The sequence below is a fragment of the Streptomyces sp. ITFR-6 genome (assembly GCF_031844725.1).
In the GTDB taxonomy this organism is placed as follows: domain Bacteria; phylum Actinomycetota; class Actinomycetes; order Streptomycetales; family Streptomycetaceae; genus Streptomyces.
The window spans coordinates 1,941,200-1,954,325 of sequence record NZ_CP134612.1 but is presented as its reverse complement, the minus strand read 5'-3'; the positions used below and the strand labels follow the sequence as shown (position 1 = coordinate 1,954,325).

Annotated in this window: 13 protein-coding genes; 9 read left to right on the top strand and 4 right to left on the bottom strand. The window is 72.1% G+C overall.

What is annotated here, in order from left to right; all coding sequences use genetic code 11:
- The first annotated feature begins 108 nt into the window (after window positions 1-108).
- The 4 genes from RLT59_RS08690 to RLT59_RS08675 all read left to right on the top strand — a co-directional run bounded on the left by RLT59_RS08690 (window position 109) and on the right by RLT59_RS08675 (window position 1,985).
- Complete coding sequence (locus RLT59_RS08690) at window positions 109-492, top strand: helix-turn-helix domain-containing protein (protein WP_024492760.1); 384 nt, start codon at window positions 109-111, stop codon at window positions 490-492.
- Window positions 493-718: 226 nt separating this feature from the next.
- Window positions 719-1,189, top strand: coding sequence for a Dps family protein (locus RLT59_RS08685; RefSeq protein ID WP_073737761.1), 471 nt, complete (start codon window positions 719-721; stop codon window positions 1,187-1,189).
- Window positions 1,190-1,227: 38 nt separating this feature from the next.
- Window positions 1,228-1,422, top strand: a complete 195-nt coding sequence (locus RLT59_RS08680) for a CsbD family protein (RefSeq protein ID WP_311302881.1) — start codon at window positions 1,228-1,230, stop codon at window positions 1,420-1,422.
- A 263-nt stretch (window positions 1,423-1,685) separates the two neighbouring features.
- A complete protein-coding gene (locus RLT59_RS08675; protein ID WP_311302880.1) occupies window positions 1,686-1,985 on the top strand; it encodes a hypothetical protein in 300 nt (99 codons plus the stop codon).
- Here the strand turns inward: RLT59_RS08675 and RLT59_RS08670 are convergent.
- From RLT59_RS08670 to RLT59_RS08660, 3 genes are all read right to left on the bottom strand, one after another.
- Window positions 1,933-2,697, bottom strand: a complete 765-nt coding sequence (locus RLT59_RS08670) for an SDR family NAD(P)-dependent oxidoreductase (RefSeq protein WP_311302879.1) — start codon at window positions 2,695-2,697, stop codon at window positions 1,933-1,935. The two genes, RLT59_RS08675 and RLT59_RS08670, sit on opposite strands and share 53 nt — an antisense overlap.
- Before the next feature lie 36 nt (window positions 2,698-2,733).
- The gene (locus RLT59_RS08665; RefSeq protein ID WP_311302878.1) at window positions 2,734-3,585 is read right to left on the bottom strand and encodes a DNA-formamidopyrimidine glycosylase family protein; all 852 of its coding nucleotides are present in this window, start codon (window positions 3,583-3,585) and stop codon (window positions 2,734-2,736) included.
- Window positions 3,586-3,673: 88 nt separating this feature from the next.
- A complete protein-coding gene (locus RLT59_RS08660) occupies window positions 3,674-8,347 on the bottom strand; it encodes an Lhr family ATP-dependent helicase (protein WP_311302877.1) in 4,674 nt (1,557 codons plus the stop codon).
- Between the two features lie 56 nt (window positions 8,348-8,403).
- Here RLT59_RS08660 and RLT59_RS08655 point away from each other — a divergent pair, with 56 nt between their 5' ends.
- From RLT59_RS08655 to RLT59_RS08645, 3 genes are read left to right on the top strand one after another with little or no spacing between them, the layout of a single operon-like run.
- Window positions 8,404-9,267, top strand: a complete 864-nt coding sequence (locus RLT59_RS08655; RefSeq protein ID WP_311302876.1) for an AraC family transcriptional regulator — start codon at window positions 8,404-8,406, stop codon at window positions 9,265-9,267.
- A 10-nt stretch (window positions 9,268-9,277) separates the two neighbouring features.
- A complete protein-coding gene (locus tag RLT59_RS08650) occupies window positions 9,278-10,147 on the top strand; it encodes an AzlC family ABC transporter permease (RefSeq protein WP_399125061.1) in 870 nt (289 codons plus the stop codon).
- Window positions 10,144-10,449, top strand: coding sequence for an AzlD domain-containing protein (locus tag RLT59_RS08645; RefSeq protein WP_311302875.1), 306 nt, complete (start codon window positions 10,144-10,146; stop codon window positions 10,447-10,449). Before RLT59_RS08650 ends, RLT59_RS08645 begins: the two co-directional genes overlap by 4 nt.
- Before the next feature lie 23 nt (window positions 10,450-10,472).
- On the opposite strand, the gene RLT59_RS08640 is transcribed toward RLT59_RS08645, so the two are convergent.
- Complete coding sequence (locus RLT59_RS08640; protein WP_311302874.1) at window positions 10,473-11,387, bottom strand: hypothetical protein; 915 nt, start codon at window positions 11,385-11,387, stop codon at window positions 10,473-10,475.
- A gap of 79 nt (window positions 11,388-11,466) precedes the next feature.
- On the opposite strand from RLT59_RS08640, the gene RLT59_RS08635 reads away from it, so the two are divergent.
- Complete coding sequence (locus RLT59_RS08635; RefSeq protein WP_311302873.1) at window positions 11,467-11,661, top strand: DUF3046 domain-containing protein; 195 nt, start codon at window positions 11,467-11,469, stop codon at window positions 11,659-11,661.
- Between the two features lie 184 nt (window positions 11,662-11,845).
- Window positions 11,846-13,021, top strand: a complete 1,176-nt coding sequence (locus RLT59_RS08630) for an AI-2E family transporter (RefSeq protein ID WP_311307654.1) — start codon at window positions 11,846-11,848, stop codon at window positions 13,019-13,021.
- Window positions 13,022-13,126: the final 105 nt, after the last annotated feature.

Below are 13,126 nucleotides of genomic sequence, written 5' to 3'. Positions count from 1 at the left end.
GTTTGCAGCCCTGAGTGAACACGACATCGCTCCCCGCACGGCCGCGGCGCTAGGCGGTACGGTGGGGCGTGAAGGATGCGGCTACGCGGTCCGAGGAGGGAGCCACCGATGATTTTGCTCCGTCGCCTGCTTGGTGACGTGCTGCGTCGGCAGCGCCAGCGCCAAGGCCGTACTCTGCGCGAAGTCTCCTCGTCCGCCCGAGTTTCGCTCGGCTATCTCTCCGAGGTGGAGCGGGGGCAGAAGGAGGCATCCTCCGAACTGCTCTCCGCCATTTGCGACGCGCTTGACGTACGGATGTCCGAGCTCATGCGTGAAGTGAGCGATGATCTGTCACTGGCTGAACTGGCCGAGTCGGCAGCAGCCGGCGATCCGGTACCCGTACCGGTGCGGCCCAGGCTCAATTCCGTCTCTGTTTCGTCGGTGGCTGGTGTACCGACGGGACGGGTGACCATCAAGGCGCCTGCGGAAGCGGTGGATGTCGTCGCCGCCTGACCCGCTCGGTTCGGTGTGAATCCGGAACCCCGGTCCTCCCCTCAGGGGGCGGACCGGGGTTTCTGTGTGTGGTCCGTTTCCGTGTGTCGTCCGCGCGATGCCGGGAAGGCGCTCTCTGTGAGACCGGGGGGCGATCTCGTCCAGAGATTCCCCCGAATGACCGTTTCGCTTCGTTTGTGCCATCGTGGATGGTGCTGAACTGAACGGATACAGATCGGAGACGTGCATGTCTGTGGTGAAGAGCCCGCTGTCCGAGGCCGACCTCAAGTCTGTCGGCGGTGCGCTCCAGGGCGCGCTGGTGGACCTCGTCGACCTCTCCCTGGTCGCCAAGCAGGTCCACTGGAACGTGGTGGGGCCGCGCTTCAGGTCTGTGCACCTTCAGCTCGACGAGGTCGTCGACACCGCCCGCCAGCACTCCGACACGGTTGCCGAACGGGCCTCCGCGCTCGGCGTCAATCCGGACGGGCGGTCGGGGACGATCGCCCGGACCACGGCCATCGACTCCGTCCCGGAGGGCTGGGTCAAGGACGTGGACGCGGTACGCACGCTGGTCGACGCCCTGGGCGTGGTCATCGGCCGGATGCGGGAGCGGATCGAGCTGACCGGCGACCCCGACCCGGTCAGCCAGGACATCCTGATCACGCTGACCGCTGATCTTGAGAAGCACGCGTGGATGTTCCAGGCCGAAAGCGCCTGAGCCCCCGCCCCCATTTCCCTTCCAACCGAGGAGTAGCCATGACCGACAAGGGCGCGAAGGACAAGATCGCCGGTAAGGCCAAGGAGGCCATGGGCAAGATGACCGGTGACCGCCGCATGGAGACCGAGGGCAAGACGGACCAGGCGAAGGGCAAGGCCAAGGGCGCCGTGGGCGATGCCAAGGGGCATGCCGAGGGCGTCAAGGACTCCCTGACCGACGACGACAAGAGCTGAGGCGCGAAGCCTGAGGCCGTGAGGCCTGAGGGCTGCGCCTGAGGCCCGAGAGGCCTGAGCGCGTGTGCCTGTGCCTGGGTGCGGAGCCCCCATCGGAGACGGTGGGGGCTCCGCTCTGGATGCGGCCCCGGCGGAGCCGGGTGAGACTGCGAGGGTGTGCGCCTGCGCCGTGCGCGCCGGTACTGCACCGGTGCGCTCTCCCATTGGGTGATCAGGCCGGACATATTGCCGGGAGGTACTGGGTTCGGCCGGAGGAGGCAGCCATGGTACGGCGATGGGTGCCGGCGCTCGTGCTCGGCGGTGTGTGGTGGTGGGCCGTGCTGCGGCTGGTGCTGGAGCCTGCGCACGCCGGGGTGGTCGAGGGAGCGGTGGCGGCGGGCGGCTGGGGGCTGAGCCTCCTGCCGGTCCATGTGGCGGCGACCGCCCGGCCGACCGGGATATTCGACGCGTGCACCGGCCTGCTGCGGCGGTGCGCCGCGGGGGCGCGGTCCCGGTGGGCCGGTGCGGCGGCTACCAGGGCATGGCGACGCCGCCGTTCGGGCGGAGGATCTGACCCGTCATGAAGGCCGACGCGCCGGACGCCAGATGCAGCACCGTGTGCGCCACGTCCATGGGTTCCCCGACCCTGCCCAGCGGCGAGATCCGCGCCATGGTGGCCTCCGCCCGGTGCTGCTGCTCCGCGTCGTGGCGGGCGGTCATGGGGGTGCGGACCCAGCCCGGCGCGACGGCGTTGACCCGGATGGAGTGCGGCCCCAGTTCGGTCGCCAGGGTCCTGGTCAGCTGGACCACCGCCGCCTTGGCCGCGCTGTAGCAGAGCAGCCCCGGGCTCGCGGCGTCGACCGCACCCGAGGCCATGGTGATCAGGGAGCCGGGGGCCTCGCGGGCTAGCATCGTGCGGGCCACTTCCTGGCAGGCGTACAGCACGCCCTTGAAGTTGACCGAGAGCACGCGGTCGAGGTCCTCGTCAGTGGTCTCCAGAACGCTGCTGGTGTGCATGATCCCGGCGACGGCGGCCAGGATGTCGAGATCTCCGGCGCCCGCGACGGCGGCCCGGACCTGATCGCGGTCCGTGACGTCCAGCGGGTGCGTGTGGGCTTCGCCACCCGCCGCGGTGATCAGTTCCAGGGTCTCCCGGAGGCCGTTGGCGTCGAGATCCGCGCAGTGGACGGTGGCGCCCGCCTCCGAGAGCAGGACGGCGCAGGCGCGGCCGATGCCGCCCGCCGCGCCGGTGACGAACGCGGATCGGCCGGTGAGGTCGTACGCGGCAAGGGACATGACCGGACCGTACGACCGGATCTGACGGGCCGTCAACTAGGGGGTGGGGCCGGATTGGCAGCGCGGGCACCAGTAGGAGGGCCTGGCGTCCTGCTCCGCCGCGCGGATCGGTGTCCCGCAGCGCAGACAGGGGCGGTGGGTTCTGCCGTAGACCCAGAGGTTCTCGCTCGGGCGGCCGGCGCGGAACGGATGGCCGGTGGCGGCGCGGGGGCGTGTGCCGGTGGCTGTCCGGGGGCGTGCGCCGGTGGTGGTGATACGGACCGGGCGGTCACGGTTGGCTTCGAGGAGCTGGTGGGCGGTGCTCACCAGCAGGGGGGCCGTGGCGGCGGGCAGGTCACCGATGGGGAGCCACGGGGTGGCACGGGCCAGGAAGCACAGCTCGGCCTTGTAGATGTTGCCGATGCCGGCCAGGTTGCGCTGGTCGAGGAGCGCCTCGCCGAGCGGGCGGGCCGGCTCGGCCAGCAGATTGCGCAGCGCCTGGCCGGCGTCCCAGTCGGGGCCCAGGAGGTCGGGGCCGAGATGGCCCACCGCCTTCTCCTCGTCCGAGGTGCGCAGGAGCTCCAGGACCGGGAGGCGGTAACCGACGGCCGTGTGCGCGGTGTTGGCGAGGATGGCGCGGATCTGGTGGGCGGGGCCGCCGCGCCAGCGCTCGCCGGGGCCGTAGATCCGCCAGGCGCCGTCCATCCGCAGATGGCTGTGAAGGGTCAGGCCGCCCTCGAAGCGGGTCAGCAGATGCTTGCCGCGCGAGATGGCGTCGAGCACGGTCCGGCCGGTGAGGTCGGCGGTGGCGAAGCGAGGGACGCGGAGGTCGGACCGGGTGAGGACCTGGCCCGCGAGCGCCCGGTGCAGACGCCTGGCGGTCTGCAGGACGGTGTCTCCTTCTGGCATGCCTCCATAATGCGGGGCGCGGGCGGGTGATGCGGGGGATGCGCGGTGCGCGGGCGGGGGACGAGCCCGTACGCGTGTGCGCGCCGGGTCAGGCGCGGAGGCGGAGGCCTCTGGGGGTGGCGAGGAAGCCGGCCGCCTCCAGCGTACGGCCCAGCGGTGAGGTCAGCGCCGAGACGCCGTTGGTGCGCTCCACCGTCACCGTGCCGAGGGCTCCGGCACGGGCTGCCTCGGCCAGGGCGGCGGCGGCAGCCCGCAGCGCGGGGTCCTCCGGATCGGCCGGCCAGGCCAGCAGCGTCTTCCCGCCGCGTTCCATGTACAGCGCCAGCTCGCCGTCGACCAGGACCACCAGGGAGCCGGCCTTGCGGCCGGGCTTGTGCCCGGCTCCGTCCGGCGGCTCCGGCCAGGGCAGCGCCGCTCCGTAGGCATTGGCCGGGTCGGCCGCCGCGAGGACCAGGGCGGTGGGGGCCAGGCCTGGTTCCCTGCGGTCGCGGGCGGTGGAGGCCGCGCGGAGCCGGTCCACCGCGCCGTCCATCGCGAACTGTGCGGCCCCCAGCCCCTCCACGACATAGCCGCGCCGGGCCTGCCCGTTGTCCTCGAAGGCGGCCAGCACGCGGTACGCGGCGGAGAACCCGCCCTCGACGCCCTCGGCCTGGACCGCGCCGCGCGTCACCACACCGTGCCGGTCCAGCAGGGTGCGGGCCAGCGCGTGGGCCCGGTGCGTGGGTTCGGGTTCGGTGGCGGGCAGCAGGGACCAGCGGCCGGAGACCGTGGGCGGACCGGTGCGCGAGGCCGGACGGGCGGCGGCCGTCAGTGAGCCGTAACGGCCGCGCGGGACGTTCCGTCTGGAGCGGTGCGCGGTGGATCCGGCGGTGCGGCCCGAGCCCAGGAGGGAGCGCAGCGGTGCGAGCGTGTCGTTGGTGAGCCGGCCCGACCAGGTGAGGTCCCAGACGGCGTCCGCCAGTTGCTGGTCGGTGCAGTCCGGGTGGGTGGTGGCCCGCACCTGATCAGCGATCTGGCGGAAGAAGAGCCCGTATCCGCCGGTGAGGGCGGTGAGCACGGATTCGTGCAGCGCGCTGAGTTCGAGCGGGCGCGGGGCAGCGAGCAGCAGGGGCGCGCTGTCGGCCAGGTAGAGGGAGAGCCAGCCGTCCTTGCCGGGGAGTGCGCCCGCACCGGCCCACACGACCTCGCCGGTGGTGGTGAGTTCGTCCAGGAGCGCGGGGGAGTAGCCGGTGACGCGGCCGGGCAGGACCAGCTTCTCCAGGGCCGAGGCGGGGACCGGAGCGCCCTGCAACTGCTCGATGGCGCGGGCCAGCCCGTCGATTCCGCGCAGGCTGTTGCTGCCGAGGTGCTGCCACTGGGGCAGGAAGCCCGCGAGGGCGGCGGGCGGGACCGGCTCCAGCTCATGACGGAGCGCGGCGAGTGAGCGGCGCCGCAGTCGGCGCAGCACCGTGGCGTCGCACCACTCCTGGCCGATGCCGGCCGGATGGAACTCCCCCTGGACGATCCGGCCGGAGGCCGCCAGGCGTTGCAGCGCGCCGTCCGTGACCGCGGTGCCGAGGCCGAACCTGGCCGCCGCGGCGGTGGAGGTGAACGGGCCGTGCGTACGGGCGTAGCGGGCGAGGAGGTCACCGAGAGGGTCCTTCACCGGTTCGGTGAAGGCCTCCGGGACGCCGACGGGGAGGGCCGTGCCCAGTGCGTCGCGCAGCCGGCCCGCGTCCTCGATCGCCGCCCAGTGCTCGTCACCGCCGATCCGGACCCGGATGGCCCGGCGGGCCGATGACAGCTCCTGCGCCCACGGCGCTTGTGCCCCGCGCTCGGTCAGCTCGGCGGTGGTGAGCGGTCCGAGGACCCGCAGCAGATCGGCGACGCCCTCGATGTCCTTGATCCTGCGGTCATCGGCCAGCCACTGGAGCTCCCGCTCCAGCTCGGTCAGGACGTCCGCGTCCAGCAGTTCGCGCAGCTCCGCCTGGCCCAGCAGCTCGGCCAGCAGATGGGAGTCGAGGGAGAGCGCGGCCGCCCGCCGCTCGGCAAGGGGGGAGTCGCCCTCGTACAGGAACTGTGCGACGTAGCCGAAGAGCAGCGAGCGCGCGAACGGTGAGGGTTCCTGGGTCGTCACCTCGACCAGGCGGATCCGGCGGGCTTCCAGATCGCCCATCACTTCCGTGAGCCCGGGGACGTCGAAGACGTCCTGAAGGCATTCGCGGACCGCTTCGAGAACGATGGGGAACGAGCCGAACTCGGAGGCGACCTGGAGGAGCTGGGCGGCCCGCTGCCGCTGCTGCCACAGTGGGGTGCGCTTGCCGGGGTTGCGCCGGGGGAGCAGCAGGGCCCGCGCCGCGCACTCGCGGAACCGGGAGGCGAACAGGGCGGAGCCGCCGACCTGGTCGGTGACGATCTGCCCGATCTCGCCCTGCTCGAAGGCGACGTCGGCGGCGCCGACCGGGGGCTGGTCGCTGTCGTGGGCGGTGTTCGGTGGCGGAAGGGCCGTCCCGCCCCCGGATTCGGGTGCCCGGTCCTGGTCCACCGGGTCGAAGTCCAGCAGATCCAGGCCCATCATGTCGGCGTCCGGCAGCCTGAGCACGATGCCGTCGTCGGCGTGCATGACCTGTGCGTCCATGCCGTACCGCTCGGCCAGGCGGGCGCCGAGCGCGAGCGCCCAGGGGGCGTGCACCTGGGCGCCGAACGGTGAGTGCACGACGACGCGCCAGTCGCCCAGCTCGTCGCGGAAACGCTCGACGAGGATCGTCCGGTCGTCCGGTACGTGGCCGCAGGCCCGGCGCTGCTCGTCGATGTACGACAGCACGTTGTCCACGGCCCAGGTGTCCAGTCCGGCGGCCAGCAGTCTTTCGCGGGCGTCCTCTGGGGACAGCCCGCCGAGCTCGCGGAGGAAGGCGCCCAGGGCCCGGCCCAGCTCCAGCGGCCGGCCCAGCTGGTCGCCCTTCCAGAACGGCAGCCGTCCGGGGACGCCGGGCGCGGGGGACACCAGGACCCGGTCGCGGGTGATGTCCTCGATCCGCCAGGACGTGGTGCCCAGCGTGAAGACGTCCCCCACCCGGGACTCGTAGACCATCTCCTCGTCCAGCTCACCGACCCGGCCGCCGCCCTTCTTCGGGTCGGCGCCCGCCAGGAAGACCCCGAAGAGCCCTCGGTCGGGAATGGTGCCACCGGAGGTGACGGCGAGCCGCTGGGCGCCGGGGCGGCCCGTGACCGTGCCCGCGACGCGGTCCCAGACCACGCGCGGGCGCAGCTCCGCGAAGGCGTCGGACGGATAGAGGCCGGCCAGCATGTCGAGGACGGAGGTGAACGCCGACTCGGGAAGCGAGGCGAAGGGCGCCGCCCGGCGGGCCACGGCCAGCAGGTCGTCCACCTGCCAGCTGTCCAGGGCGACCATCGCGACCAGCTGCTGGGCCAGCACGTCCAGCGGATTGGACGGGATGCGCAGCGCCTCGATGGCCCCTTCCCGCATCCGCTCGGTGACCACCGCGGCCTGCACCAGGTCTCCGCGGTACTTCGGGAAGACGACCCCGGTGGATACCGCGCCCACCTGGTGTCCGGCCCGGCCCACCCGCTGCAGCCCGGAGGCGACCGACGGCGGTGACTCGACCTGGATCACCAGGTCGACCGCGCCCATGTCGATCCCCAGCTCCAGGCTTGAGGTGGCGACCACGGCGGGCAGCCTGCCCGCCTTGAGGTCCTCCTCGACCTGGGCCCGCTGCTCCTTGGAGACCGATCCGTGGTGCGCACGGGCGAGCAGGGCGGGGGCGCCCTTCGCGGCACCCGACTCGGCCATGATCTCGGCGGGTGAGTGATCCTCCGGCATCGTCTCGCCGGTGGCCCGCTCGTACGCGATCTCATTGAGCCGGTTGCAGAGCCGCTCGGCCAGCCGGCGGGAGTTGGCGAACACGATGGTGGAGCGGTGCGCCTGGACGAGATCGGCGATCCGCTCCTCCACATGCGGCCAGATCGAAGGCTTCTCCGCCTGGTCCGCGCTGTCCGGTCCTGCGGCGGGGGAGCCGCCGAGCTCGCCCAGATCCTCGACGGGTACGACCACCGAGAGATCGAACTGCTTGGTGGACGGCGGCTGGACGATCTCCACTCTTCGCTGCGGGGAGAGGAACCGTGCCACTTCGTCGACAGGGCGGACCGTGGCGGACAGGCCGATCCGGCGGGCCGGCCGCGGCAGCAGCTCGTCGAGACGCTCCAGGGACAGGGCGAGGTGGGCGCCGCGCTTGGTGCCCGCGACGGCGTGCACCTCGTCCAGGATCACCGTCTCGATCCCGGCCAGCGCCTCCCGGGCGGAGGAGGTGAGCATCAGGAACAGGGACTCGGGGGTGGTGATGAGGATGTCCGGCGGCCTGGTCGCCATCGAGCGGCGCTCGGCGGGCGGGGTGTCGCCCGAGCGGATGCCCACCCGTACCTCGGGCTCGGGCAGTCCGAGGCGCACCGACTCCTGGCGGATGCCGGTGAGCGGGGAGCGGAGGTTGCGCTCCACATCGACCGCGAGGGCCTTGAGCGGCGATACGTACAGCACCCGGCAGCGCTTCTTCGCCTCCGCGGGCGGCGGGACCGCCGTCAGCTGGTCCAGAGCGGCGAGGAAGGCCGCCAGGGTCTTGCCCGATCCGGTCGGTGCGACGACCAGTACGTCAGAGCCCTCACCGATCGCCCGCCAGGCACCCTCCTGCGCGGCGGTGGGCGCGCTGAAGGCCCCCGTGAACCAACCGCGGGTCGCGGCGGAGAACGAATCGAGTGCGGAGCCGGTCATGCTCCCCATCGTGCACCCAGCCACTGACAACGGCCGCGAGCTGCGAGAATCCGGGTATGGCGGGAGTCGTGGGACGGGGAGAGTGGGCGAGGCACTGGCAGTACGAGGCACTGCCGGAGCTCGACCTGCTGCGGGCCCGCTACGTCCGCCACACCTTCCCGCGTCACAGCCATGAGGGCTATGTCCTCGGCGCCGTCAGCCAGGGCATCGAGGACGTCGCCCTGCCCGGCGGCACCGTCCACGCGGGCCCCGGCTCCGTCGTGATGATCAATCCGGAGGTGCCGCACACCGCCAGGGCCGGTGTTCCCGAGGGCTGGGTGTACGCCACGCTCTACCCGTCCGCACAGGTGATCAGCGACATCGCGGCGGATACGACGAGCCTGCGCGGCACGGTCGGCTTCGCGGAGACCCGGGTGAGCGATCCGCGAGCGGCCCGGCTGATCCGCGCGGTTCACCGGGCCGCGGAGGAGGGCAACGCGCTGGCGGCGGACAGCGTGCTGCGGGTCCTCGTCACGCACCTGCTCACCCGGCACGGCAGCGCTCTTCCCACGTTCGAGCCCCGGGCGGCGGGATCGCGGGACGCGGAGCGCGCCCGCGCCGTACTGGAGAGCAGGATGGCAGGGCCGCCCACCCTGGAGGCGCTGGCCACCGAGCTGGACACCAGCCCGTTCGCGCTGCTGAGAGCCTTCAAGAAGCAGTACGGAATGCCGCCGCACACCTGGCTCACCGACGCCCGGGTCCGCCGTGCCCGCCGGATGCTCGACGCGGGCACGCCACCGGCGGTGGCGGCCGCCGAGGTCGGCTTCACCGATCAGCCGCATCTCAACCGTCACTTCACCCGGATCGTGGGCGTACCACCGGGCGCCTACCAGCGCGAACGCGCAAGAACGTACAAGACCGATCCGGAACCGCCCCGGTAGCGTTCCGAACGTGGCAGAACAGACAACACCCCAACGAGTCGGTGGACCGGCCGACGCCGGTGCGATCGCCGACGGAAGCATGATCGCCGACGGCAGTGTGATCACCGCCGGTACCAAACCGGACGCGGCCGTCGTACGGGACGCGCTCGGCGTCGGCATAGCCGTCGGACTCTCCGGCTTCGCCTTCGGCGTCACCTCGGCCGGCTCCGGACTGAGCCTGCTGCAGACCTGCGCGCTCAGCCTCTTCGTCTTCACCGGCGCCTCCCAGTTCGCCCTGGTGGGCGCGCTCGCGGCGGGCGGCAACCCGTACACCGCGGCAGCCGGCGCCTTCTTCCTCGGAGTGCGCAACTCGTTCTACGGCCTGCGGCTGTCGCAACTGCTCGCCCTCCCGCGCGCCGTGCGCCCCTTCGCCGCCCACTGGGTGATCGACGAGACGACGGCCGTGACCCTGCCCCAGCCCACCCGGCGCGCAGCCCGGATCGGCTTCACGGTCACCGGGCTGACGCTCTACGTGCTGTGGAACCTCACCACGCTGGTCGGCGCCCTGGGCGCCGAGGCGCTCGGTGACACCGACGCCTGGGGACTGGACGCGGCCAGCCCCGCCGTCTTCCTCGCCCTGCTCGCGCCGATGCTGAAGACCACGACGGAGCGCGTCACCGCCGGGCTGGCGGTCGTCCTCGCCCTCGGTCTGCTGCCGCTGCTGCCCGCAGGGGTGCCCGTACTGGTCTCCGCGCTCGCCGCGCCCGTCGTCCTCTTTATGAAGGGACGCGACAAGGGCCCGGCCCCTCGGAACGATCAGCACGCCCAGCCCGCCGGGAAGGCGCCGCGCGCAGAGGGCGCGAAGGGCTCACGCACGACCACGCCGGAGGACGGCCGATGAACGTCTGGATCGCCATCGCACTCACCGCCGTCGGCTGCTACCTGGCCAAGCTCCTCGGCCTGCTGGTGCCCGCCGGAGTCCTGGAACGCCCCATCGTGCAGCGCCTCGCCGCGCTGCTGCCGGTGGCGCTTCTGGCCGCCCTGACCGCGCAGCAGACCTTCGGTGACGGACAGCACCTGGCGCTGGACGCCAGGGGCGCGGGTCTCGCTGCGGCAGCGCTCGCGCTCGTCCTGCGCGCGCCCTTCCTCGTGGTGGTGGGCGCTGCCGTGGTCGTCACCGCCGCGGTGCGTGCCCTCGGCTGACCATCCGCGCCCGGTGGCCCGGGTCAGACCAGGACGCGCCCGTGCGCGCGCAACGTCCGCAACGCCCTGAGCGTCACCAGGGGCCGCCCGTCCAGGGCGGTCCCCGGCGCCCACTGCCGCCAGGTCACCGGCCAGCCGCCGTCCGCCTGCTGCCCGGCCGCCAGGTGGTCCAGCGACAGCTCCATCTCGGCGTCGGTGAACCACCGGCGGGCGAGCGACTCGGGGGTACGGGCGTAGTCGTACGGGAAGTGCTGCTCGCCGGGCGCGTAACCGGCCGCCACCGGGTACTCCGCCCGCTGCTCCGGATCCAGCACGGCGAGCCGCTGCTCGCGCACCAGGCGCCCCAGACGATCGGCCGCCGCTTCGGCCCGCGACCGGTCCGGGGCTCCGTCGAGAAAGGCGACGGCCGCCTCGATCTCGTACGGATGAGACACCTGAAGGGCATCGACGGCCGCCCAGCAGAAGTCGGTGGCCCGGAACAGCCAGGCATGCCACACCGCGTTGCGGTGCAGCAGCCCGACCACGGGACCGGTGGCCAGCAGCTCGGCCGGCGGGTCGTCGACGATCGGAATGAACGGTGCGGCCGGATAGCCGCGTTGCGAGGGGAGAAGGGCGGGCAGGGCCCCCTCCTTCGTGGACACATCCGTAAGGAAGCGGCAGATCCGCTCCACCCGGATCCCGCTGCAGCGGCCGATGGAATCGAGGACGCTCAGCGCGTGGGCCGTGTGCAGCGGCTGGCTGACGGGTCCGCGAAGATCGGGTTCGAGCGCGTGACCGTACCCGCCGTCCTCATTGAGATGAGCGGCGAGCGCCGTTTCCACGGCATCGGCGCTTCCGTTCAGGAAGTGGTGGGCGAACCGCCGCTGTTCGAGGACACGGGCCGTGAGCCAGATGAACTGCTCGGCACGGTTGAGGGGATTTTCTCCGGTTCCAGCCATGGACCGACCGTAAGCCGGTGCGGGCTCCCGGCAAGGGCAGGCGGCCCGGCTGCACTCTCAGGAGCGGGATACTGATGGCATGCGGTTGACGATTTTCTGGGAACGGATGGCGGACCACTTCGGCGCGGCCTATGCCGACTCCTTCGCGCGCGACCATGTGATGGCCGAGCTGGGCGACCGTACGGTCCATGAGGCACTGGCCGCCGGCTGGGAGGCCAAGGACGTGTGGCGCGGAGTCTGCACGGCGGTCGGCATCCCGGCGGACAAGCGCTGAGGCGCAGCTCGGAGCCCTGCGCCGGGCGACGGTTGCCCGGGGCGCGCGCCGGAGTGTCGCAGCCGTAGGCGAGACTGGCTCTGTGGCACCGACAGACGAGACCGCTCAGACCCAGCCGCCCCTCACCCCGCCCGTCCCGCCGGTCGAGCCACCCGCCCCGCCGTCGGGTGCCGGGCCGGTCCGTATGCCCGGCTGGCTGCCGCGTGCGATGGTGCTGGCCCTTGCGCTCTACGCCTGTTTCCGGCTCGGGAGCTGGGCGTTCGACCAGCTCATCGGCCTGCTGATCAACATACTGATCGCCTTCTTCCTGGCGCTCGCCATCGAGCCCGCGGTGAGCCGCATGTCGGCCGCCGGCATGCGCCGGGGCCTTGCCACGTTCCTGGTCTTCCTCGCCGTGCTGATCGCGAGCGTCGGTTTCGTCGTGATGCTCGGCTCGATGCTCGCGGGCCAGATCGTCGACATGGTCGACGAGTTCCCCAAGTACCTCGACTCGGTGATCAACTGGGTCAACCAGACCTTCCACACGGAGCTCTCCCGGGTCGAGGTGCAGGACAGCCTGCTGCACTCGGACTGGCTGCAGAAGTACGTCCAGAACAGTGCGACCGGTGTGCTCGACGTGTCGACCACGGTCCTCGGCGGCCTGTTCCGGCTGCTGACGATCTTCCTGTTCTCCTTCTACTTCGCTGCCGACGGACCCCGGCTGCGCCGCGGACTGTGTTCCGTTCTCCCGCCCTCCCGCCAGGCGGAGGTGCTGCGGGCCTGGGAGATCGCGGTCGCCAAGACCGGCGGATACCTCTACTCGCGCGGGCTGATGGCGCTCATCTCGGGAATCGCGCACTACATCCTGCTGGCGGCACTCGGCGTGCCGTACGCGCCGGCGCTCGCGGTCTGGGTCGGACTCGTGTCGCAGTTCATCCCCACGATCGGCACCTACCTGGCGGGCGCCCTGCCGATGCTGATCGCCTTCACCGTCGATCCCTGGTACGCGCTCTGGGTCCTCGGGTTCGTCGTCGTGTACCAGCAGCTCGAGAACTACGTGCTGCAGCCCAAGCTGACCGCCAGGACGGTGGACGTCCACCCGGCGGTCGCCTTCGGCTCGGTGATCGCGGGTACGGCACTGATGGGCGCCGTGGGCGCGCTCATCGCCATCCCGGCGGTGGCCACGCTGCAGGCCTTCCTCGGTGCCTATGTGAAGCGGTACGACGTCACGGACGACCCGCGGGTGCACGGTCAGCACCAGTGGCGGCTCGGTGAACCGCTGGCGGCGCGGCTGCGCCGGTTCCGGCGGGCCCCGGAGAGCGATGACGGGCGGGCGCCGGGCGAGGGCGACGAGCCGCAGGGACCGCGGCCGCGCCCCTGAGGGCGGGTGAGTCAGGGCGGCGTGGCGCGCTTGACACCAAAATCGAACATCCGTTCTTATGGGATTCCGGCCGGGTTTTGCCGGGCTCGACCGTGGAGTTGTCCA

What these genes read in the sequence shown, in the direction of transcription:
- RLT59_RS08690 (WP_024492760.1), top strand. Translation starts at nt 109, where the DNA reads ATGATTTTGCTCCGTCGCCTGCTTGGTGACGTGCTGCGTCGGCAGCGC.
- RLT59_RS08685 (WP_073737761.1), top strand. Translation starts at nt 719, where the DNA reads ATGTCTGTGGTGAAGAGCCCGCTGTCCGAGGCCGACCTCAAGTCTGTC.
- RLT59_RS08680 (WP_311302881.1), top strand. Translation starts at nt 1,228, where the DNA reads ATGACCGACAAGGGCGCGAAGGACAAGATCGCCGGTAAGGCCAAGGAG.
- RLT59_RS08675 (WP_311302880.1), top strand. Translation starts at nt 1,686, where the DNA reads ATGGTACGGCGATGGGTGCCGGCGCTCGTGCTCGGCGGTGTGTGGTGG.
- RLT59_RS08670 (WP_311302879.1), bottom strand. Translation starts at nt 2,697, where the DNA reads ATGTCCCTTGCCGCGTACGACCTCACCGGCCGATCCGCGTTCGTCACC.
- RLT59_RS08665 (WP_311302878.1), bottom strand. Translation starts at nt 3,585, where the DNA reads ATGCCAGAAGGAGACACCGTCCTGCAGACCGCCAGGCGTCTGCACCGG.
- RLT59_RS08660 (WP_311302877.1), bottom strand. Translation starts at nt 8,347, where the DNA reads ATGACCGGCTCCGCACTCGATTCGTTCTCCGCCGCGACCCGCGGTTGG.
- RLT59_RS08655 (WP_311302876.1), top strand. Translation starts at nt 8,404, where the DNA reads ATGGCGGGAGTCGTGGGACGGGGAGAGTGGGCGAGGCACTGGCAGTAC.
- RLT59_RS08645 (WP_311302875.1), top strand. Translation starts at nt 10,144, where the DNA reads ATGAACGTCTGGATCGCCATCGCACTCACCGCCGTCGGCTGCTACCTG.
- RLT59_RS08640 (WP_311302874.1), bottom strand. Translation starts at nt 11,387, where the DNA reads ATGGCTGGAACCGGAGAAAATCCCCTCAACCGTGCCGAGCAGTTCATC.
- RLT59_RS08635 (WP_311302873.1), top strand. Translation starts at nt 11,467, where the DNA reads ATGCGGTTGACGATTTTCTGGGAACGGATGGCGGACCACTTCGGCGCG.
- RLT59_RS08630 (WP_311307654.1), top strand. Translation starts at nt 11,846, where the DNA reads ATGCCCGGCTGGCTGCCGCGTGCGATGGTGCTGGCCCTTGCGCTCTAC.